At 62.8% G+C, this 19,986-nt stretch carries 18 protein-coding genes; 12 read left to right on the top strand and 6 right to left on the bottom strand.

Annotation, left to right across the window (positions count from 1 at the left end):
* Nucleotides 1-82: 82 nt before the first annotated feature.
* The gene (locus tag C0V82_RS05810) at nucleotides 83-1,174 is read left to right on the top strand and encodes a threonine aldolase family protein (protein WP_102111515.1); all 1,092 of its coding nucleotides are present in this window, start codon (nucleotides 83-85) and stop codon (nucleotides 1,172-1,174) included.
* Between the two features lie 93 nt (nucleotides 1,175-1,267).
* Nucleotides 1,268-2,563 carry a phosphoribosylamine--glycine ligase gene (purD, locus tag C0V82_RS05805; RefSeq protein WP_102111514.1) on the top strand — a complete coding sequence of 432 codons (1,296 nt, stop codon included), beginning with the start codon at nucleotides 1,268-1,270 and terminating at the stop codon, nucleotides 2,561-2,563.
* Here the strand turns inward: purD and C0V82_RS05800 are convergent.
* Nucleotides 2,560-2,775: a 2TM domain-containing protein gene (locus C0V82_RS05800; RefSeq protein ID WP_102111513.1), complete on the bottom strand. Its 216-nt coding sequence runs from the start codon at nucleotides 2,773-2,775 to the stop codon at nucleotides 2,560-2,562. The genes purD and C0V82_RS05800 overlap by 4 nt on opposite strands.
* A gap of 142 nt (nucleotides 2,776-2,917) precedes the next feature.
* Between C0V82_RS05800 and C0V82_RS05795 the strand changes: the two genes are divergently transcribed.
* Nucleotides 2,918-4,240, top strand: coding sequence for a tetratricopeptide repeat protein (locus tag C0V82_RS05795; protein WP_102111512.1), 1,323 nt, complete (start codon nucleotides 2,918-2,920; stop codon nucleotides 4,238-4,240).
* Nucleotides 4,241-4,416: 176 nt separating this feature from the next.
* Here C0V82_RS05795 and C0V82_RS05790 read toward each other — a convergent pair whose 3' ends face one another.
* The 3 genes from C0V82_RS05790 to C0V82_RS27745 all read right to left on the bottom strand — a co-directional run bounded on the left by C0V82_RS05790 (nucleotide 4,417) and on the right by C0V82_RS27745 (nucleotide 8,069).
* Entirely contained in the window at nucleotides 4,417-5,025 is a 609-nt protein-coding gene (locus tag C0V82_RS05790; RefSeq protein ID WP_245924171.1) for a helix-turn-helix domain-containing protein, read from the bottom strand.
* A gap of 618 nt (nucleotides 5,026-5,643) precedes the next feature.
* Nucleotides 5,644-5,865: a hypothetical protein gene (locus C0V82_RS05785; RefSeq protein ID WP_102111510.1), complete on the bottom strand. Its 222-nt coding sequence runs from the start codon at nucleotides 5,863-5,865 to the stop codon at nucleotides 5,644-5,646.
* Between the two features lie 98 nt (nucleotides 5,866-5,963).
* Complete coding sequence (locus C0V82_RS27745; RefSeq protein ID WP_102111509.1) at nucleotides 5,964-8,069, bottom strand: lytic transglycosylase domain-containing protein; 2,106 nt, start codon at nucleotides 8,067-8,069, stop codon at nucleotides 5,964-5,966.
* 24 nt (nucleotides 8,070-8,093) lie between these two features.
* On the opposite strand from C0V82_RS27745, the gene dapA reads away from it, so the two are divergent.
* From dapA to C0V82_RS05765, 3 genes are all read left to right on the top strand, one after another.
* On the top strand, nucleotides 8,094-8,966 hold the full coding sequence (gene dapA, locus C0V82_RS05775) for a 4-hydroxy-tetrahydrodipicolinate synthase (RefSeq protein WP_102111508.1): 873 nt from the start codon (nucleotides 8,094-8,096) through the stop codon (nucleotides 8,964-8,966).
* An 82-nt stretch (nucleotides 8,967-9,048) separates the two neighbouring features.
* Nucleotides 9,049-9,522 carry an SsrA-binding protein SmpB gene (gene smpB / locus C0V82_RS05770; RefSeq protein WP_102111507.1) on the top strand — a complete coding sequence of 158 codons (474 nt, stop codon included), beginning with the start codon at nucleotides 9,049-9,051 and terminating at the stop codon, nucleotides 9,520-9,522.
* Nucleotides 9,523-9,676: 154 nt separating this feature from the next.
* Nucleotides 9,677-12,109 (top strand): TonB-dependent receptor plug domain-containing protein, encoded by a 2,433-nt coding sequence (locus C0V82_RS05765; protein ID WP_102111506.1) that lies wholly within the window; start codon nucleotides 9,677-9,679, stop codon nucleotides 12,107-12,109.
* Between the two features lie 48 nt (nucleotides 12,110-12,157).
* Here C0V82_RS05765 and C0V82_RS05760 read toward each other — a convergent pair whose 3' ends face one another.
* A complete protein-coding gene (locus tag C0V82_RS05760; protein ID WP_102111505.1) occupies nucleotides 12,158-12,979 on the bottom strand; it encodes an FkbM family methyltransferase in 822 nt (273 codons plus the stop codon).
* Nucleotides 12,980-13,211: 232 nt separating this feature from the next.
* On the opposite strand from C0V82_RS05760, the gene C0V82_RS05755 reads away from it, so the two are divergent.
* On the top strand, nucleotides 13,212-14,306 hold the full coding sequence (locus C0V82_RS05755; RefSeq protein WP_102111504.1) for an extracellular solute-binding protein: 1,095 nt from the start codon (nucleotides 13,212-13,214) through the stop codon (nucleotides 14,304-14,306).
* Between the two features lie 138 nt (nucleotides 14,307-14,444).
* On the top strand, nucleotides 14,445-15,299 hold the full coding sequence (locus tag C0V82_RS05750) for an FkbM family methyltransferase (RefSeq protein ID WP_102111503.1): 855 nt from the start codon (nucleotides 14,445-14,447) through the stop codon (nucleotides 15,297-15,299).
* Here the strand turns inward: C0V82_RS05750 and ftrA are convergent.
* On the bottom strand, nucleotides 15,256-16,284 hold the full coding sequence (ftrA, locus tag C0V82_RS05745) for a transcriptional regulator FtrA (RefSeq protein WP_102111502.1): 1,029 nt from the start codon (nucleotides 16,282-16,284) through the stop codon (nucleotides 15,256-15,258). The genes C0V82_RS05750 and ftrA overlap by 44 nt on opposite strands.
* 91 nt (nucleotides 16,285-16,375) lie before the next feature.
* On the opposite strand from ftrA, the gene C0V82_RS05740 reads away from it, so the two are divergent.
* The 4 genes from C0V82_RS05740 (at nucleotide 16,376) to C0V82_RS05725 (ending at nucleotide 19,892) form a co-directional block, all read left to right on the top strand.
* Entirely contained in the window at nucleotides 16,376-16,774 is a 399-nt protein-coding gene (locus C0V82_RS05740; RefSeq protein ID WP_102111501.1) for a rhodanese-like domain-containing protein, read from the top strand.
* Between the two features lie 160 nt (nucleotides 16,775-16,934).
* Nucleotides 16,935-18,089, top strand: coding sequence for an ABC transporter ATP-binding protein (locus C0V82_RS05735; protein WP_102111500.1), 1,155 nt, complete (start codon nucleotides 16,935-16,937; stop codon nucleotides 18,087-18,089).
* A 25-nt stretch (nucleotides 18,090-18,114) separates the two neighbouring features.
* Nucleotides 18,115-19,059, top strand: a complete 945-nt coding sequence (locus tag C0V82_RS05730) for an ABC transporter permease subunit (RefSeq protein ID WP_102111499.1) — start codon at nucleotides 18,115-18,117, stop codon at nucleotides 19,057-19,059.
* A complete protein-coding gene (locus C0V82_RS05725) occupies nucleotides 19,059-19,892 on the top strand; it encodes an ABC transporter permease subunit (protein ID WP_054167252.1) in 834 nt (277 codons plus the stop codon). Before C0V82_RS05730 ends, C0V82_RS05725 begins: the two co-directional genes overlap by 1 nt.
* Nucleotides 19,893-19,986 lie beyond the last annotated feature (94 nt).

The raw sequence follows: 19,986 nt of genomic DNA, 5'->3' as shown, positions 1-19,986 counted from the left end.
CATCTGGCCATATCCGGCAATGTTGAAACCACGGGGCCAATTGCCCATCCTGCCCGCCAATTGAGCAGCAGGAAGCAAACCCATGACCTCCATCATCATCGACCGCGCCTTGCGTGCGACCTGCCAGACCTTCCTGCATGGGAATGGGCCGATCACACCGCGTGTTTGGATGGAGCGGATGCTGGCCATGCCAGAGATTGAGCTGGCGGGCGATGAGTATAATGTCGGTCCCGGCATCGACCTGTTGCAGGCGCAGGTGGCGGGCCTGCTGGGCAAGCCGACGGCCCTGTTTTTCCACAAGGCGGTGGTGGGGCAGCAGGCGGTGCTGTTTGCGCATCGGGAGCGCACAGGCCGGCGGCTGGTGGCCGTTCATCCCAAAAGCCATATTGCGGCGGACGAGTCGGATGCGGTGGAGCGGCTGTCCGATCTGCGGCTGGTGCGGATCGGGCCGGATGATGCACCCTTTACCCTGGCCGATCTTCAGGGGGTTAAGGAACCGCTGGCCGCCGTGGTTGTGGAGTTGCCGCTGCGCAATGCCGGCTTCCGCGCGCCGTCGTGGGAGGACCTGGTCGCCATGTCTGCCTGGTGCCGGGAACAGGGGATCGCCTTCCACCTGGACGGTGCGCGGCTGTGGGAGACGCAGCCCTTCTATGGCCGCTCACTGGCGGAGATCGCGGCCCTGGCCGACAGCGCCTATGTCAGCCTGTATAAAGGGCTGGGCGCGCCGGGTGGAGCCTTGGTCGTGGGGGAGGCGGCGTTTCTGGACACGCTGAAACCCTGGCGGTCGCGCATGGGGGGCAATCTTTACACGGCGTTCCCTTATGTGCTGGGTGGGCTGTACGGGTTGCGTCATTTCCTGCCGCGTATGGGCGATTACCACGCGCATGCCGCCGCCTTGGCCGAAGCGCTGTCGACCCGCGATGCCCCGTGGGCCGCCGACCGGGTGATGTGCAATTCCTTCCGGCTGGTCTGGCCGGTAGCGGCCCCGGCCCTGGCGAACGCACTGGAGCGTATGGCGCGGGTGGAAGGCATCTGGTGCTTTGGCCGTGTCATCCCCCTGCCGGTACGGGGGCATTGCTGTACGGAGATGGTGGTGGGCGACGCGACGATGGCGCACGAACCGGACGCCATTGCCGACCGGTTCGCCCGGCTGCTGACCGTTGCACGCGGCTGAACGCATTGGCGCCATCCCACACCGCCGGGTGACCCGTCCCCCAACCCATGCTAAGCAACCGCCGCCAAACGGCAGCAGCAGGGGGATTGAGCCATGAAGATTCTGGTCGTGGGTTCCGGTGGTCGCGAACATGCGCTGTGCTGGGCCATCAAGCGTTCCCCCCTGTGCGACACGCTGTACTGCGCCCCCGGCAATGCCGGGATCAGGGATGTGGCGACGCTGGTGCCGCTGTCGGCCAATGACGTGGCGGGCATCACTGCCTTCGCGACCGCGGAAGGTGTCGACTTTGTTGTGGTCGGGCCGGAGGAGCCGCTGGTCCTGGGTCTGGCCGATGCGCTGCGCGCCGCTGGTATCCCCACTTTCGGCCCGTCGCAGGCGGCGGCGGCTCTGGAAGGGTCCAAGGGCTTCATGAAGGATGCCGTGGCCCGGTTCGGTGTGCCCACCGCCGCCTATGGCCGCTTCACCGACATGGGTGCCGCCAAGGAATTCGTGGCCCGGCACGGCGCCCCCATCGTGGTCAAGACGGACGGTCTGGCCGCCGGCAAGGGTGTCACCATCTGCCAGAGCGTGGATGAGGCCTATGCCGCCATTGAGGAGGCCATGGTCGGCCGCCGCTTCGGCGATGCCGGGGCCGAACTGGTGATCGAGGAATTCCTGGATGGGGAGGAGGCCAGCTTCTTCGCCATCTGCGACGGCACCAATGCTGTGGCCCTGGCCGGCGCGCAGGATCATAAGCGCGCCTATGATGGCGACCAGGGCCCCAATACCGGCGGCATGGGCACCTACAGCCCCGCCCCTGTTCTGACGCCGGCCATCGAGGCGCAGATCATGGACAAGATGATCCTGCCGACCGTGCGGGGCATGGCGGCAGAGGGTAAGCCCTTCATCGGCGTGCTGTTTGCGGGCATCATGGTGGTGACCGGGCCGGACGGGCAGCCGGTCCCGAAGCTGCTGGAATATAATGTCCGCTTCGGCGATCCGGAATGCCAGGTGCTGATGCGTCGTTTGAAATCCGATCTGGTGCCGCTGCTGCTGTCCGCGGCCAAGGGCGATGTGTCGGGCCAGGAGCCGGAATGGCATGACGAGGCAGCACTCTGCGTCGTCATGGCCGCCGAGGGCTATCCCGGCGATTATCTGAAGGGCACGCGCATCGGAAACCTGCCGGCAGCCGGGCAGGTGGATGGCGTGGAGATTTTCCATGCCGGCACCAAGGAAGGGGCCGATGGCGCCATCCTGGCCAATGGCGGCCGTGTCCTGGGCGTCACCGCTATCGCGCCGCGCGTGGCCGATGCCCGGTCCAAGGCCTATGAGGCGGTGGATCGCATCGACTGGAAGGAAGGGTTCTGCCGCCGCGATATCGCCTGGCGCGCCATGGCGCGCGGGCTTTAATCCTTTTTGTCGAACATCCCCATGGCATAGGCGGTGTGCAGGGCCAGCGGTCCCATCCAGCCGACCAATGGCCAGAAGAACCACACCTTGTCCGGGGTGATGAAGAAGTTCACCGGCACGATGATGACCGCGAAGAAGAAATAGGCCAGCAGGTGGTTCAGCAACTGGCTGCGCCGCTTCTTCACGGTCGGGTGCGCGTCGGGCAGGGGCATCTCTGGGGCTTTCCGTTTCGGGAATTGGGTTGGTGCGCAGCATAGCGGCAACGCCGCGTGATGCCAGTGCCGATCATGGTTGATTGGCCGGCATCGCCTGAGCCACAATCACGCATATCCCCTTGATGCAAAAGCAGCTGCCATGGACCTCAACCGCATCTTCGCCCAGGCCGTTTCTCGCCAGAATGATGGAAGCTGGGCCGAGGCTGAGAAACTGTACCGGCAGATCGACAAGCTGCGCCCCGGCATGGCGCCGGTTTCCTGGAATCTGGGCCTTGTCCTGAAGGCGCAGGAGAAATGGGCCGAGGCCCTGACAGCCTTTGAGAAGGCAGGAAAAGCCGATCCGAGTTTTCGGGGTCTGAACTTCAATATCGGTTTGTGCCACCAGAAGCTGGGCCGCATGGATGAGGCGCGGGTTTCCTTTGAGAAATCCGTGGCGATCGAGCCGGATGACCCGGTTGGACGCTTCAACCTGGCCGCCGCCTATCGTGAGCAGGACAAGCTGGAAGAAGCGCTGGAGCAGGTGAGCCAAGCCCTGGCCCTGAAGCCCGACTTTGTCGAGGCGCAGCTTCTCCACTCCAAACTGCGCACCCGCATGCTGCCGCTTTGGCATGTGCCCATGGTCAATGATGCGCCTCGCAACGACGCCTATGAGGCGGCGATCAAGGCTCAGGTGAAGCCCGGCGATCTGGTGCTGGAGATCGGCACCGGCTCTGGCCTGCTGGCCATGATGGCAGCACGGGCCGGCGCGCAGGTCGTGACCTGCGAGGCGGTGCCCTGGATCGCGGAGACGGCGCGGGCGGTGATCGCCGCAAATGGCCTGTCGGACAGGATCACCGTGGTGAACACCCTGTCCACGGCGCTGCAGGTCGGCGGTGTCCTGCCGCGTCCGGCGGACGTGCTTTTGTCGGAGATTGTGGCCAGCGACTTCCTGTCGGAACGGATCATCCCGGCGGTGGCCGATGCGCGTGCCCGCCTGTTGAAGCCCGATGCCCGCATCCTGCCGGCACGCGGCGGCGTGCGCTGCGCCTTGGCGGGCGGCGCCCTACTGGAAATGCATCTGTTCACGGGGCCGACCAGCGGCTTCGACTTGTCGGCCTTCAACCGCCTCTATCCCCGGTCTGTGCGTTATGACGCAAGACTGGTACAGCCGGTGGCATTGTCCGTCGCCGCAGATCCATTCACGTTTGATTTTACGGGTGGACCGATTCCCGCGTCAGAACAGGTGCGCTTCATTCTGCCCGCCAATACTGAGGGCCGTTGTGTGGCTCTGGCGCAGTGGGTCTGGCTGGATTTCGGCGACGGCGTCACATTTGAGAACAGCCCGTTTGTCGACAGCCCGGCCAGTGGCTGGCAACCAGGATTCTATCTGCCGGACCGCCCGTTCGATGTGAAACGGGGGCAGGGGATCACCATTGATGCGCTGCATGACAGCTTCAATGTCTGGATGTCATTTCATCCCTGATCGACGACGGTGTCCGTTTGGGAAACAACCTGAGTCCGGCGAGGTTCGTTGCATCGACTTACAACGAAACCGGGCTGGTTTTATTGTAAGTATCCATCGTGGGTTTTATTGGGATTAGTTCCAAGAAAATGGCCCCGGCGACATGGTCGCCGGGGCCTGAACGTGGCTGTGGAAGTTCAGTCGCCTTCGCCTTCGCCATAATCGCGGATATCAGCCGGGTCCCAGATTGCGCCGCGGCGGCGGCGACCACCAGCAGCGGCGGCATCGTCGGTGACTTTTGGCTGACGCTTGCTGCCGGGCACGGGGCCACGGCGGCGCGGCGCCTCAATCGTAGGCGTCGGGATCGTCGTTTCGGCGGGGGCCGTATATTGACGGTTTGCGGCGGCCGCGGCGGCCGCTTCTTCATCATATCCAGCGTTTGGGGAAACCGCGCGCAGAAGCGAACCGACGGCATCCGCAACTTCTTCCGGCGCCGATTTCCAGGCGCGCAGCAGGTCGAGTTCGCGGCGGGACAGGATGGGGGAGGAGCCTTCGGCTGTCGCGGCAAAGCTTTCCGGCGGCCGACGCATATCAGGAACGTCCAGCCCGTCGAAGAAGAATGTCAGCGGAACATCCAGAATATCAGCAAGCCGATAGAGCTTCCCGACCGAGACGCGATTTGATCCGCGCTCGTACTTCTGAACCTGCTGGAAGGTAATGCCCAAGGCCTTTGCAAGGTCAGACTGGCTCATGCCTAAGAGGCCGCGACGAAGTCTTATACGGCCGGCAACATGGTTCTCGATCACTGTCTCAAGGGCAGCAACCGCTGCGTTTTTGCTCCGTCTCGGCATAGAACTCTATTGCCCCCTATTCCGCGTTCCTGTGAAACACCTGGCCACGCGAACTGTTCCGTGGCGGCAGGCAATCACCGTTCTTTGCATCTTCCCGACATCGGGGCGGCATGGCGCCTCCGAGGTCATAAACTGCAATCAGGCTTCCGTTGGTGGTCAGACCAAAACCGCTTACGCAAGTATGCGGCCCAAAGTGCCGTCATGCTATGGTATGGTAATATCAGCGATTTCGGCCCGACTGTCCATCACTTGTATGTTTGTGGCATACATAAGTGAATCTGATGGAGCAGTTAGGGACAGCAAAACCGCGACGCCACATAAATCCTAGAGGATAAACCTCCCTTCGGTTGTTCTGGACTGGCAATTAAGCAACTAATCGCCGCAATATATCCAACGCGAACTGCCAGGGCGGGGGCTTCTCGGCCCTTGCGGGTATTGAACGACAATTATACTACCACGTCTGTGCCGTTTGTCGATAAACCAACTTCGCGAATCCGGAGATTGAACCGATTTGCCGCATCCCAGTCTCTATACCGAATTTCCGTGATGAAAATCCGGAATCTGTGGATACAGTCAAGCGGCATTTTCAATATTGCTGACCAGAAGTGTGGCGGCCATGCCGTAGACCCGCCGTTCGCTACGCAGGACACCCAGCCATTCACGCAGGCTTTCGGTCACGAAAGGCCCGTGTTCTTTGGCAATTTCCGCCTCTGTCTCGGTGATCAACCGGTCGAGCAGGCGGGCATGGACCAGGGCGGCCTCGCGGATATGCTGGGTAATCGGCTGGGCCGGCATTGAAGGCTCCGGACGGCGGGAATGATGGCAAAGCTGTGACCATCATCGCCCGACGCCCGGCTTTTGGCGCGCGAAAATAGGGATTAGTCCCTTCGTGATCAGCCGTTGGTGGCGGCGCCCCGTCCCAGATCAAGGGTCATCCGCAACGATGGGTGCCCTAAACGGGCCCTGTACAGATGCACATTTTCCAAAACACGCTGAACGTAGTTCCGAGTCTCATAGATCGGCATGGTCTCGATCCAGTCGATCATATCGACTCCGGCCCCGCGCGGATCGCCATAATCACGCAGCCAGCCGGCCACACGACCAGGGCCGGCATTATAGGCGGCGATGGCCAGGACGTAGGAGCCGCCGAACCGGTCGACGAGGTCGGCCAGATAGGTGGAACCTGTCTCCACATTATAGCGGGGGTCGGCGGTCAGGCGGTTGGCGGTGCTGTTGATCTTTGAGGGCTGTTTGGCGGGCGGCTTCTTCGACTTAGCGTCCTGCTTGCCATTCTTCGTGGTTTTGGCGGCAGGTTTCGTGGGGGCCGGGGCGCGGTTCACGCCGGCCGCCGTGGTTGGCATCACCTGCATCAGGCCGCGCGCACCAGCAGAGCTGACGGCATCGGCCACGAAATTACTCTCCTGGCGGATGATGCCGTGGATCAGGGCTGCTTCCGGCCGTGCTGGCGGCTTCATGTCCAGCAGCGGAAAGCCGGCATGGCGCAGCACGAAACCGTCCTGCCACGCCGCGCGGGAGGTGGTGACGGCCAGATCCTTGCGCTTCAGCGCCAAGGCTAGCTCCCCTACCATCCGGTATTCTTCGCCCGTCTTGGCATCCAGCGACAGTTTGCGGATGAACAGGGTGGTGCGGTCGCTGTCCGCCCCCTCGATCCGGGCCAGCAGCCGGGTGACCCGCACCATTTCCCGCTTGTCGAAGGCCCGGCGCTGTTCGTCCGTCGGCTCTGGCTCCACCGGCAGGGCACTGCCGGGCGGCCGTTCCAGGTGGTCGGCGGCCAGCAAGCCATAGAAGGTGCCGCCGTAGGTGGTGGCCGTGTCGTACCAGGTGGCGGCGCGTTCCTTGTCGCCCATCGCATCCAGCGCACGGCCCGCCCAATAGGCACCCCGGGAACGGCTGACGGGGGAACTGGTGCCTCTGAACAAGGCCTCGAAATGCTTCAACGCCTGATCGGGCTGGTTCAGCTTGCGCAGGGCCAGCCAGCCGGCCAGGAACTCCGCCTGCGCAAAGCCCAGACCATCCTTCGTGGCGTGGCCGGACACCAGTTCATAAGCGCGGGCATATTGCTCCTTCTCCATCAGCCGGCGGGCCAGGATATGGCGTTCGACCCACCAGTCGGCGGCATGGGCCTGTTCTTCTGCCGGCTTGGAGGCCAGCACCTCCATGGCGCCGTCATCCATATCCTTGCGGCGGCGCCAGCGGGTGCGGTCATATTGAAGACCGGGATCATTCTGCAGGCTGGCTGGCACCCGGCGCAGGGCACCATCGACGCCGGGCGATTGCGCCGCCATGGCGATGCGCGCCTCTGCAACCGCCTGGCGGCCTGGATCGACCAGCGGCATGACGCGTCGGGCCTCGTCGATCTTGTCGGCCCAGATCAGTTGATCCAGGCGAGCGGCATGGTCGGCGGGGCGCAGCAGACCGACATAGCGCTGTCGATAATCCCGCTCCTCCTGCGCGCCGAAGCTACCGTTGATGTAGCGGTCGCGGATCAGGTCTATGGCCTTGTCTGACGATCCCGTCTCCATCAGCGCATCGGCATAACGGCCCAACCCGACCAGCGTCAGCGGTGGGTTCTTCTCAAACCATTCCCGAACCTGCGCGTAGGGCATGTCCGACGGCATCTTCGCCTCGGCATTGCGGCGCAGAGCGGCCTGGTTGGGCCAGTCGGGATGGCGCTTCATGAAGCCGGTGATGGCGTCCCAGCTGGCATCGGTCCCACCCTGGGTCAGCGTCATCCACAAGATCAACTGTGAGGCCAGATCATCCGGCGCGCGGCGGACAAGGCGCTGCGCCTCGTCCATTTTACCCTGGTCGGCGGCGCGCAGGGCCTGCTTGTAGATGCCAACATCGCTTGTCGTACCGGCGGCCCGTGCCAGTCCGACACCGCCAAGCCCGATACCCAGGCAGAGCAGCATCGCCGCCAGGGCACGGCCTGCCGCCTTGTTTCGGGGATTGCGGCTGTTTAAGGTTCGCGCCTTCATTCGTTCTGACCGGAGTGTCTTGCCATGTTCAAGGGTTCCATCGTCGCACTGATTACGCCGTTCCGTGAGGGGAAGGTGGATGCGGTCGCGTTCAAGGACTTCGTGGACTGGCAGATCAAACAGGGGACCCACGGCGTGGTTCCCGTGGGTACGACCGGCGAATCGCCGACGCTCAGCCATGAGGAACATCGTCTGGTCGTCTCCCTGACCGTTGAGGTGGCGAAGGGCCGGGTGCCCGTGATCGCCGGCACCGGTTCCAATTCGACCGAAGAGGCCATCGCGCTCACCCGCCACGCCAAGGAGGCGGGTGCCGACGCCGCCCTGGTGGTCACACCTTATTACAACAAGCCGTCGCAGGAAGGTCTTTATCAGCATTACAAGGCCATCCATGACGCCGTCGATCTGCCCATCATCATCTACAACATCCCCGGCCGCAGCGTCATCGACATGTCTGTCGCAACCATGGCGCGGCTGGCGAAGCTTCCCAACATCGTGGGTGTGAAGGACGCGACGGCCGATCTGGCCCGCCCCTTGCGCACCCGCGTCGAGATCGGGCCGGACTTCTGCCAGCTTTCGGGCGAGGATGCCACCGTTACCGGCTTCCTGGCCCAGGGTGGGGTGGGTTGCATCTCCGTCACGGCCAATATCGCCCCGGCGCTGTGCTCGCAGTTGCATGAGGCGTGGCAGCGTGGCGATCTGGTCGAAATGGCCCGTATCCGCGACATCCTGCTGCCCCTGCATCAGGCCATGTTCGTGGAGACCAGCCCGGCCCCGGTGAAATACGCGGCCAGCTTGCTGGGCAAGGCCACCCCGGATGTGCGTCTGCCGCTGGTACCCTGCAGCGCCGAGGGCCGGACGGTGGTCGAGGCCGCGATGCGCAAGGCTGGCCTGATCTGACTGGCTGATTCCATTGAACTTGTGAACCCGTGCCCCCATAACAGGGGGCACGTTTGTTTTTACGGATTGGATTTTTCAGGCGATGGCGAACAACGCGCCCGAGCGCAAATTGGCGGCACAGAACCGCCGGGCCCGCTTCGATTACTTCATCGAGGATACGGTGGAGGCCGGCATCATGCTGACCGGTACCGAGGTGAAGTCCCTGCGCGGCGGCAAGGCCTCCATCCTGGAGGCCTATGCCGGTGAGATCGGGGGTGAGCTGTTCCTGGTCAATTCCTACATCCCTGAATATGGCCAGGCCGGTGCCTGGCTGCAGCACGATCCCAAGCGTCCGCGCAAGCTGCTGGTCCGCAAGCGCGAGCTGGTCAAGATGCTGGCCGCCATCGCCCGCCAGGGCATGACCCTGGTGCCCATGTCGATCTATTTCAATGACCGGGGCAAGGCGAAGGTCGAGATCGGCGTCGCAAAGGGTAAGAACAAAGGCGACAAGCGCGAGACGGAGAAGGAACGCGACTGGCAGCGCGACAAGGCCCGTCTGATGCGGGCGCGCGGTTAGCGAACGCTTCCTGCGCCTATTGCGTCACACCAGTGCAATATTAACAGTCGGGTAACCATCCTCACCTTCCCAAGTGCCTGGGAAACGATATCGTTCCTGGGTGCTCGGTCGTTCCACATGGGGCGGCGACTGAAGATAGTCGGGAGAAGAACACATGGGGAAGCAGTGGCTTAAGGTTGGTACGGCATTGGCCGGGTTCCTGACCGTGGCGGGGGGCGCCCAGGCTCAGCAGCCCGCCGGCGATGTCGAAGAAATCGTGGTGACGGGTACGCGCCGTGCCGACCGCACCCTGGCGGAATCGCCGGTGCCGGTGGACGTGATCAATGCGGGCGAACTGGAACGGTCGGGGCTGGGCGAGGTCAACAAGGTTCTGAACGCCCTTGTGCCTTCCTTCAACTTCCCACAGCCGACCATCACCGATGGCACCGACCATATCCGGCCTGCCACGCTGCGCGGCCTGTCGCCCGACCACACGCTGGTCCTGATCAATGGCAAGCGGCGTCACAATACGGCGTTGCTGAACCTGAACGGCTCTGTCGGGCGCGGTTCCACGGGTGCGGACCTGAACTCCATTCCCGCATCGGCCATCCGCCGGGTTGAGGTGCTGCGCGATGGGGCGGCGGCACAGTACGGGTCGGACGCCATCGCGGGCGTGATCAACATCATTCTGAAAGACAATAATTCCGGTGGCTCGGCCTTCGGTTCCTATGGCCAGACCTATGAGGGCGATGGCGATGTCTATCACTTCGCCTCCAACGCCGGCGTCACCATCGGCGATGGTGGCTATCTGAACCTGACCGCCGAATATCGCGACCGCGCCCATACCAACCGTCAGGCCGCCGATATCCGCCAGCAGTACAATAATCTTGCCGGTGGTGCCGCCGACCCGCGCGAGGCAACCATCAACCGGACCGACAATTTCTGGTACGGCGACAGCGACGTCACCGACTATAACGTCGTCTACAATCTGGGCCTGCCGCTGGGCGGTGCCGAACTCTACTCCTTCGGCAATTACAACAAGCGCGAAGGCAAGGCCGGGGCCACCTGGCGCCGTCCGCGCGACCCCAACAATGTCCGCGCCATCTATCCCGACGGCTTCCTGCCCTTCATCACGTCCGACATTGACGACATGTCGGTGGCCGTCGGCGTGAAGGGTGATGCCGGCGAAACCCGTTATGACATTTCCGGCACCTATGGCCGCAACGACTTCCCGTTCAGCGTGGAAAACACCCTGAACGCCACCTATGGCACCAATAGCCGCCGCAGTTTCTATGCCGGTGATCTGCTCTATACCCAGGGCGTGATCAATGCCGACGCATCGCGCGACGTTGATATCGGCCTGCCTTCCTCGCTCAGCGTCTCTGCAGGTCTGGAATACCGCACCGAAGGCTATGAGCTGGGGGCAGGCGACGAGGATAGCTGGAAGGATGGCGGCGTGAAGGTGCTGGATAGCGGCTCCACCAGCGCCATCGGTGCCCAGCCGGCCCCCGGCGCCCAGGGCTTCCCCGGCTTCCGGCCCAGCGATGAGGTCGATGTCGATCGCCACAGCTATGCGGCATATCTCGACATGGAAACCAAGCTGTCCGATGCGCTGCTGGTCAGTGTGGCGGGCCGTGTCGAACATTATTCCGACTTCGGCTGGACCGGGTCGGGCAAGTTCGCCTTCAAGTATGATGTGACGGATGCGTTCGGCCTGCGCGGTGCGGTGTCCAACGGCTTCCGCGCGCCGTCCTTGCAGCAGAGCTATTTCTCCTCCACCGCCACCAACTTCATCGGCGGCGTGCCGTTCGAAATCCGCACCTTCCGCGTTAATGACCCGGCCGCCCGGGCGCTGGGCGCCGAAGATCTGAAGCCGGAAAAGTCGATCAATTACAGCCTGGGCTTCACCTCCAACCCGTTTGAAGGTGCCAGCCTGACGGTCGATGCCTATCAGATCCGTATCGATGACCGTATCGTGCTGTCGGAGAACCTGACGGGCACGGCGGTGCAGAATTTCCTGACGGCGCGCGGCTTTGCCGGTGTGACCGGCGGGCGCTTCTTCACCAACGCCATCGATACCCGCACGCGCGGCGTCGATATTGTCGGCACCTATCGCGCCGATCTGGACACGGCCGGCACCCTGAACCTGACGGCGGGCATCAATTTCAACGATACCAAGACGTTGAATGTGAAGCCCAACCCGTCCACCCTGGCGACCGTCGGTTTGCAGCTGACCCGCTTCTCCCGCGTGGAGGAAGGGCGGTTCGAGGAAGCCCAGCCGGAGAACAAGATCAATCTGTCGGCCAGCTGGCAGTATGAAGACTTCAATCTGACGGTCCGCGGCACGCGCTATGGCAAGTTCACCTCGCGCAATGCCAATGCCGCGCTGGATCAGACCTTCGGGGCTGAATGGGTGGTCGATCTCGATGTTGGGTACGACCTGACGGAGAATCTTTCGATCTCTGCCGGTGTGAACAACGTGTTCGACAATTACACCGATCTGGTGATTCCCGGCGCCAACCCGAACGGCTTTGCCCAGTATTCCAACTTCTCGCCGTTCGGTTTCAACGGCGGTTTCTACTATGCCAAGGTCAAGGTGACCTGGTAACCAACGGGCCGGTCCCGGCGGCGGTCGTGCTCGCCGCCGGGACCATCCTCACCGTTCAAACAGCCAGTTCATCTTGCTGCTGCCAAAGGCCCGGTATCCTGCTGCCGTGAAACGGCCCAGCAGGTCGCCGGCCCAGCTTTCCTCTGACCGTTCGATGATGATCACGCGCGGCCACAAATCTTCCGGCGCCTGATCGAAGAAGGGCAGCAGGGCTTTGTCCTCCGCCCCCTCGATATCGATCTTCAGCATGTCGATGCGGGTGATGCCTGCCTCTGCCAGCACATCGACCAGGGGGCGCACGCGCACGGGCGTGGATTTGCCGCCATGGTCGCGCACCAGCGACGATCCGCCCAGGTTGCTGTCATCCAGATACAGCCCCATCACCCCTTCTTCCGCCCCGATGGCACAGTCCGCATGGGTGATGGCGGCGTCCGTGCGGTTGAGCGATAGATTGAAGCGCAGGCGGCGCGCGGCCTCCGGCCCCGGTTCCACCGCCAGGATGCGCCCGGCAGGCCCCAGGAAACGGGCGGCGTTCAGCGTGTAGAGACCGACATTGGCCCCGATATCGACAAAGGTGCCGCCGCGCGGCAGACGCGTGGCCAGCAGTTCCATCTCTTCGGGGTCGAAGAATTGCGGCATGAACAGGAACTTGCGTTCCCCGACATTGTCACCGGGATGGAGACGCAGATGGATACCGCGCACCGCCACATCGAACACTGGGCCTTGCAGGACCATCGCCACCTTGCGCAGCCACAGTGCCAGACGCCGGCCTGTCGGTGTGACGGGCAATCCCTGGCAGAGGTCGGTCAGCAGCCGGGGCAGGGTGCTGGGGGCGTGGGTGCCAAACGGCGGTTCCTGTACATTGCGCAAAACATGACCTCCAGACAGCGGAAACTGCCCCCTGAAAGGGCATCGGCGGCACGCTTATGCCATAAGGTATAGGATGTCGCATCCCCTTACGACACAAGGCAAATCCATCGTCATTGACAAGGCACCGGCGCCTATGTGCAATGCCCGCTGTCCAGGGTGCTGCGGGCAGCAGTGCCCACCTACCGGGGCGGTCCCGTGCCAAGCGGGCGTCCGATCTGATTGGGGGTCCTTGATGAAGCTGAAGCACGTGATCGGCGCCATCGGCATGGTTGCCGCCATCGCCGTCGGCCATACGGCCATGGCCCAGGAAAAGAAGGTCAACATCTATAACTGGGCCGATTATATCGGCGAGACCACGCTGGACGACTTCACCAAGGCGACCGGGGTTAAGACGCAGTATGACGTCTTCACCGATCTGGAAACCCTGGAATCGAAGCTGCTGGTCGGCAATTCCGGTTACGATGTGGCCGTGCCGTCGGCGGAACCGACGATGCGCAAGCTGATCCAGGCCAAGGCCATCCAGAAGCTGGACAAGTCGAAGATCCCCAATCTGAAGAATGTTGATCCGGCCCTGATGAAACTGGTCGAATCGACCGACCCGGGCAATGAATATGGCATCATCTATCAGTGGGGCACCATCGGCATCGGCTATAATGTCGAGAAGGTGAAGGAAGTACTGCCCGGCGTGAATATCGATAGCTGGGATGTGGTCTTCAAGCCGGAGAACGCCAAGAAGCTGGCCGCCTGCGGCATCGTCTTCCTGGACAGCCAGACCGACATCCTGCCGTCTGTCTTCAAGTCGCAGGGGCTGGACCCGAATTCCGAAAGCCCGGATGATACCAAGAAGGCTGAAGCGGCCATGCTGGCCATCCGCCCCTATATCAAGACCTTCGTGCCGTCGGTGATCGATCCGCTGGCCACTGGTGACGCCTGCGTCGCCGTCGGTTACTCGGGTGACGTGTTCCAGGCCGCCGCCCGTGCGGAAGAGGCCAAGGCCAAGTTCAGCATCGCCTATGCCATCCCCAAGGAAGGCGCCCAGGTCTGGTTCGACATGATGACGATCCCGGCAGGCGCCAATGTCGCCACCGCCAGCGCCTTCATCAATTACGTGCTGGAGCCTAAGGCCATGGCCGGCATCTCCGACTTCGTGGCCTATGCCAATGCCGTCCCGGCTTCCTGGCCGCTGATGGATCAGGAGATTGCCAAGAACCCGGCCATCTTCCCGACCAAGGATGTGATGGCCAAGTTCTTTACCGTGAAGCAGATCAACCAGAAGGCGGAGCGTGAACGCACCCGCGCCTGGACCAAGATCAAGACGGGCCGTTGATCGCATAACGGTCTCTGGACTGAATGCCCTAGGGCGTCGACGGGTTCACCGGCGGCGCCCTTTGCATTTCTGGTGATATTCCACGATGCTGGCATCCGGCACGCCATCGGGCGGGGGCCGGTGGTACTGGAGATATGCATGACGGTTCAGGGTGTTCGCCTGTTCAACGACCTGACGGGGACCGACGTTAAGGTCAAGGTGGTGGATATCGGGGCGAATCCGATCGACAGTGATCCGCCCTATCTTCCGATGCTGAAGCGTGGCCACGCAGAGATCGTGGGATTTGAGCCCAATCCCAGCGCCCTTGCGACCTTGCTGGAAAAGATGGGGCCGGACGAAACCTATCTGCCGGATGCGGTGGGCGACGGCGGTCGCCATGTCCTGCGCCTTTGTCAGGCCCCCGGCATGACCTCTCTGTTGGAGCCGGATCAGCGTGTCCTGTCCCTGTTCCACGGTTTTCCCATCTGGGCGGAAGTGGTGGCCCGGGCGGAGCTGGATACGGTTCGGCTGGATGACGTGCCGCAAACCGCCGGTGCCGACATGATCAAGATCGATATCCAGGGCGGGGAGCTGATGGCGCTTCGCAGCGGGATCGAGCGGTTGCGCGACGTGGTGGTGATCCAGACAGAGGTGGAGTTCCTGCCCCTATACAAGGATCAGCCCTTGTTTAGTGAGGTGGAACAATTCCTGCGCTCACAGGGCTTTATATTCCACCGCTTCTTCCCATTGGAAAGCCGCATCCTGCAACCCGCGATGGTCAATGGCAGCATGTATGGCGGGTTGAGCCAACTGGTCTATGCCGATGCCGTCTTTGTCCGGGATTTCATCTCCCTGGAGGGATATTCGGATCGCCAGCTTCTGGCGGCCGCTTCCATCGTCCATAATTGCTACAACTCTATCGATCTCTGCCTGCGCTTCCTCTACGAATACGACCGCCGCACCGGCTCCATCACGGCAGAGCATTACTACCGGCGTCTGACCGGGGCGGATTGACCGTGCCACCGCCCTGGTCCCGGCGGTACCGCGCTGGGGCCACCCCAAGCCGGTTGCGGAAATGGTAGCGAAGGGCGGCAGCGGTGGGGAAGCCACAGGCCGTCGCCACATCCTCCACACTGGCCGTCGTCTCGGTCAGCATCTGTTCGGCCCGCGCCACCCGTTCCCGCAGCAGCCATTCGCCCGGTGACAGGCCGGTCATGTCCTGGAACCGGCGGATGAAGGTGCGCAGGCTCATGCCCACGCTGTCGGCCAGATCGCGTAGCGCGTGATCACGGTCCAGTTCCCGGCGCACCCGGTCCAGCAGCGGAGACAGGCGCGGTCCCTCAAATGATGTCGGAACAGGCCTTTCCAGCACCTGCTTCTGCGCGCCATCACGGTGGGATGACAGGACCAGACGCTGCGCCACCTGATTGGCGATGGTCGCCCCGAAATCCTTGCGTACGATATGCAGGCACAGATCCAGACCCGCCGCCGACCCGGCGGAGGTCAGCACATCGCCATGATCGACATAGAGAAGACCGGGGCGGTAACGGATGTCGGGATGGCGTTCGGCCAGGATCGCCTCGTACCGCCAATGGGTGGTGGCATCCCGCCCGGATAAAAGGCCCGCCGCCGCCAGCACGAAAGCGCCGGAGCAGATCGACACCAGCCGCGCCCCCCTTGCATGGGCCGCGCGCAAGGCCATGCACAAGGCCTCTGGCACCGGCGCGCCCGCCGATCGCCAACCGGGCACGATGATCGTCCCGGCCCCTTCCAGCAGCGACAAGTCGCCATCCGCTGTGACGCGGATACCCCCCATGGCCGACAGGGGCCCCGGCTCCACCGCCACCACCATGGAACGGTACCAGTCGGGACCCAGTTCAGGCCTGGGCAGGGCGAACACCTCCACCGCGATCCCGAATTCGAACGTGCACAGACCGTCATAGGCCAGGATGGCGACGGTGCGGTTGGGCGGGTCGGCGGGGTGTATCTGCTTTGGCATGATTTCGACATTTTATGGCAGGGTGCGTGTTTTGCGAAGGGGGGATCGACGCCATCCTGCGTCCATCGAAACCGCAGGACAGGTTGATCCCATGTCGAACGAAGTGACCCGTATCCAAGCCGCCCCATCGCCCGACGCCATCGCCCATTTCCAGAAGCGTCTGTCGCTTGAAACCGACTGCGCCGATGTCTTTGCCGCCTTTGCGACGGGCAGTCCCGGATTCGTCCTGGTCGATGTGCGCGGGCGCAAGGCCTTTGCCGCGTCGCATGTGCCGGGTGCCATCAACATCCCTGTCATGGACCTGACGGAAAAGCGGCTGGCGGCATATCCTGCCGACACGCTGTTCGTCGTCTATTGCGCCGGCCCGCATTGCAACGGTGCCGACAAGGGTGCGCTGCGGCTGGCCGGGCTGGGCCGGCCCGTAAAGCTGATGATCGGCGGCATGACCGGCTGGGCCGACGAGGGGTTCAGCTTCGAGGGAACGGTTTGACCCCACGCGGGTGGCGTTCCTGTAGCGAACTTTCGTGAAAAGTGCCGTCACCCGCATCGTTCCCCTATCCGTATGGCTATCGTCGCGTGTAGAATTGTGCGGTGCGTGAAAAGCCACGCCACCTACCGATATCGCCAACCGGACAGGGACATATACGGACATGGCCAATGCGCAGCCCTCGCGGACCCAGACCAAGCTGGAACCTTGGCGGGACCCGAATGAGAAGCCCTATGTCCGTATCGAGAAGGTGACGAAGAAGTTCGGCGATTTCACCGCCGTCGATGATGTTTCCTTGTCGATCTATCGCGGTGAATTCTTCTCCTTGCTGGGAGGGTCCGGATCGGGCAAGACCACCTTGCTGCGCATGCTGGCCGGGTTTGAGCGTCCGACCGAAGGCAAGATCTTCATCGACGGCGTTGATATGTCGAACGTGCCGCCCTATGAGCGGCCCGTGAACATGATGTTCCAATCCTACGCCCTGTTCCCGCATATGAGCGTGGAGGCCAACATCGCCTTCGGCCTGCATCAGGACAAGGTGGGCAAGGCCGAGATCGCGGAGCGGGTAGCAGACGCCCTGAACCTTGTGCAGTTGGGACAGTTCGGCAAGCGCAAGCCGCATCAGCTTTCCGGCGGGCAGCGGCAGCGCGTGGCGCTGGCCCGCGCCCTGGTGAAGCGGCCCAAGCTGCTGCTGCTGGACGAGCCGCTTGGGGCGCTCGACAAGAAGCTGCGCGAACAGACGCAGTTCGAACTGGTGAACATTCAGGAGAAGGTGGGCATCACCTTCGTGGTCGTGACCCATGACCAGGAAGAGGCGATGACCATGTCCTCGCGCATCGCGGTGATGAACCGCGGTTACATCGCGCAGATTGGCACGCCCACCGAGATTTACGAATATCCCAACAGCCGCTTCACGGCGGAGTTTATCGGCTCGGTCAACATGTTCCATGGCCGCGTGGTGGAGAGCGAGCCCGACCATTCCCTGATCCGCTCGGATGAGGCGAATTGCGACCTCTATGTCTCCCATCCCGGCCATCTGGCACCCGGCACCGAATGCTGGGTGGCGGTGCGGCCGGAGAAGGTGACGATTTCCAAGGATGCGCCGGCGGGCAGCGATGGCCGCAATCAGGCCACCGGCGTGGTGAAGGAAATCGCCTATCTGGGCGATGTCTCCATCTATGAAATCCTCCTGGATACCGGCAAGCGGGTGCGGGTGACCGCACCCATGGTGACGCGCCGCACCGAAATGCCCATTACCTGGGAAGACCGGGTGTACCTGTCCTGGCGGCCGTTCGCCGGCAGCGTCCTGACCAACTGACCGGACGGGAAGGGGGGGCTGACCCATGGCCGAAACGGTTCAAAGCGAAATGCGGCATACGGGCTTTCTGGGCCTGTTGCAGCGGGTGGGCCTGTCGGGCCGGGCACTGGTGGTGTCCGTGCCCTATGCCTGGCTGCTGCTGTTCTTTCTGGTGCCGTTCCTGATCGTGCTGAAGATCGCGCTGGCCGAAAGCCAGATGGCGATCCCGCCCTTCACCTCGCTGATCGAGAATGTGGAGGATCTGAAGTACCAGATCACCGTCACCTTCTATAATTTCCATTATATGGTGACCGACGATCTCTACATCGTCGCCTATCTGAACAGCCTGAAGATCGCCTTCATCTCCACGATATGCTGTCTGCTGCTGGGCTATCCGGTCGCCTATGCCATCGCCAAGGCCGACCCGAAATGGCGTGCCCCCCTGCTGATGCTGGTGATCCTGCCCTTCTGGACGTCGTTCCTGATCCGCGTCTATGCCTGGATCGGCATCCTGTCCAACAATGGCGTGCTGAATAACGTGCTGATGTGGCTGGGCATCATCGATCAGCCCTTGCAGATTCTCTACACGCCCGTCGCCACCTATATCGGCATCACCTATTCCTACTTGCCCTTCATGATCCTGCCGCTCTATTCGACGCTGGAGAAGCTGGACAATACCCTGCTGGAGGCGGCGGCCGATCTGGGCTGCCCGCCTTGGAAGGCGTTTTTGACCATCACCCTGCCGCTGTCGATTCCCGGCATGATCGCCGGCGCGCTGCTGGTCTTCATTCCGGCTACCGGTGAATTCGTGATCCCGGAGCTGCTGGGCGGGCCTGACACGCTGATGATCGGGCGCACCTTGTGGACGGAATTCTTCAATAACCGTGACTGGCCGCTGGCGTCCGCCGTGGCGGTCGCCTTGCTGTTGTTCCTGGTCGTGCCCATCATGATCTTCCAGAACGTGCAGGGTAAGCAGGGGGGGCACCCGTAATGCCGAAATCCTGGTTCCTGCGCTTCGGCCTGATCACGGGCCTGCTGTTCCTCTACATCCCGATCATCCTGTTGATCGTGCTGTCCTTCAACGACAACCGCTCTGTCTCCGTCTGGTCGGAATTCTCCTTCCGCTGGTACGGGGAGCTGATGCGCGATGATCAGTTGCTGTCGGCGGCCTGGCTGTCGGTGCGCGTGGCCTTCATCTCAGCCAGCTTTGCCGTGGTGCTGGGCACGCTGGCGGGCATGATGCTGGCCCGGTTCGGCGCGTTCAAGGGGCGTGCCCTGTTCTCTGGCATGGTGTCGGCCCCGCTGGTCATGCCGGAAGTGATCATGGGCCTGTCGCTGCTGCTGCTGTTTGTCAGCATGGAACAGGTGTTGGGCTGGCCCGAAGGGCGCGGGATGCTGACTATCATTCTGGCCCATATCACCTTCACCATGTCTTTTGTGACGGTGGTGGTGCAGTCGCGGTTGGTCTCCATGGATGCCAGCCTGGAAGAGGCGGCGATGGATCTGGGGGCGCGACCCGCCAAGGTGTTCTTCGTCATCACCCTGCCGCTGATCGCACCGGCCATTGTCTCGGGCTGGCTGCTGGCCTTCACGCTCTCGCTGGATGATCTGGTCATCACCAGCTTCGTGTCCGGCCCCGGTTCCACGACCCTGCCGCAGATCGTGTTCTCTTCGGTGCGTCTGGGCCTGTCGCCCAAGGTGAATGCGCTGGCCACCATCGTGGTGACCATCGTGGCCATCGGCATCATCTGCGCCGGCATCTATAATGCGCGCCAGGAAAAGGCCCGGCAGCGGGACGAACAGATGGCGCAGCAGGGCGGCTGATTACCCGTCCAATCTATCCGTTACGCAAACCCCGGTGCCCGTCGCATCGGGGTTTTCTTTTGTCAACGGCGCGTCAAACCTGCGACCTGACCGG

This window comes from Niveispirillum cyanobacteriorum, from assembly GCF_002868735.1.
GTDB lineage: Bacteria > Pseudomonadota > Alphaproteobacteria > Azospirillales > Azospirillaceae > Niveispirillum > Niveispirillum cyanobacteriorum.
This window is presented reverse-complemented; position numbering and strand designations above follow the sequence as displayed.